1 rRNA gene is annotated in these 323 nt (G+C 37.2%); it reads left to right on the top strand.

Annotation, left to right across the window (positions count from 1 at the left end):
- Positions 1–88 (top strand): 16S ribosomal RNA (locus HC723_RS17115); the annotation flags it as partial.
- Between the last annotated feature and the right edge of the window lie 235 nt (positions 89–323).

Raw genomic sequence — 323 nt, 5'->3', positions numbered from 1 at the left:
GAGGACGCTTACCACTTTGTGGTTCATGACTGGGGTGAAGTCGTAACAAGGTAGCCCTAGGGGAACCTGGGGCTGGATCACCTCCTTACGAAAAGATTATTATTGATGAGTACCCACACAGATTGATGGTTTAGATAAAGTTAAAGCAGAGCTTTAATGAATGACTTCGGTTATTGATTAAAGCTTTTATGCTTTATGCTCTTTAACAATTTGGAAAGCTGACTGAATAAATAACCAAGGTTATTTGTTCAAAATAAAAGTTCTCAAATCTTATTACTTGCTTGCAAGTGATGAGTAACAACACACATTCAAGTGTCTTGTAT

Source organism: Vibrio sp. S11_S32, assembly GCF_014694465.1.
Lineage (GTDB): Bacteria > Pseudomonadota > Gammaproteobacteria > Enterobacterales > Vibrionaceae > Vibrio > Vibrio algicola.
Note: the sequence above shows the minus strand (reverse complement) of the source record. Positions and strands in the feature narration are given on the sequence as shown.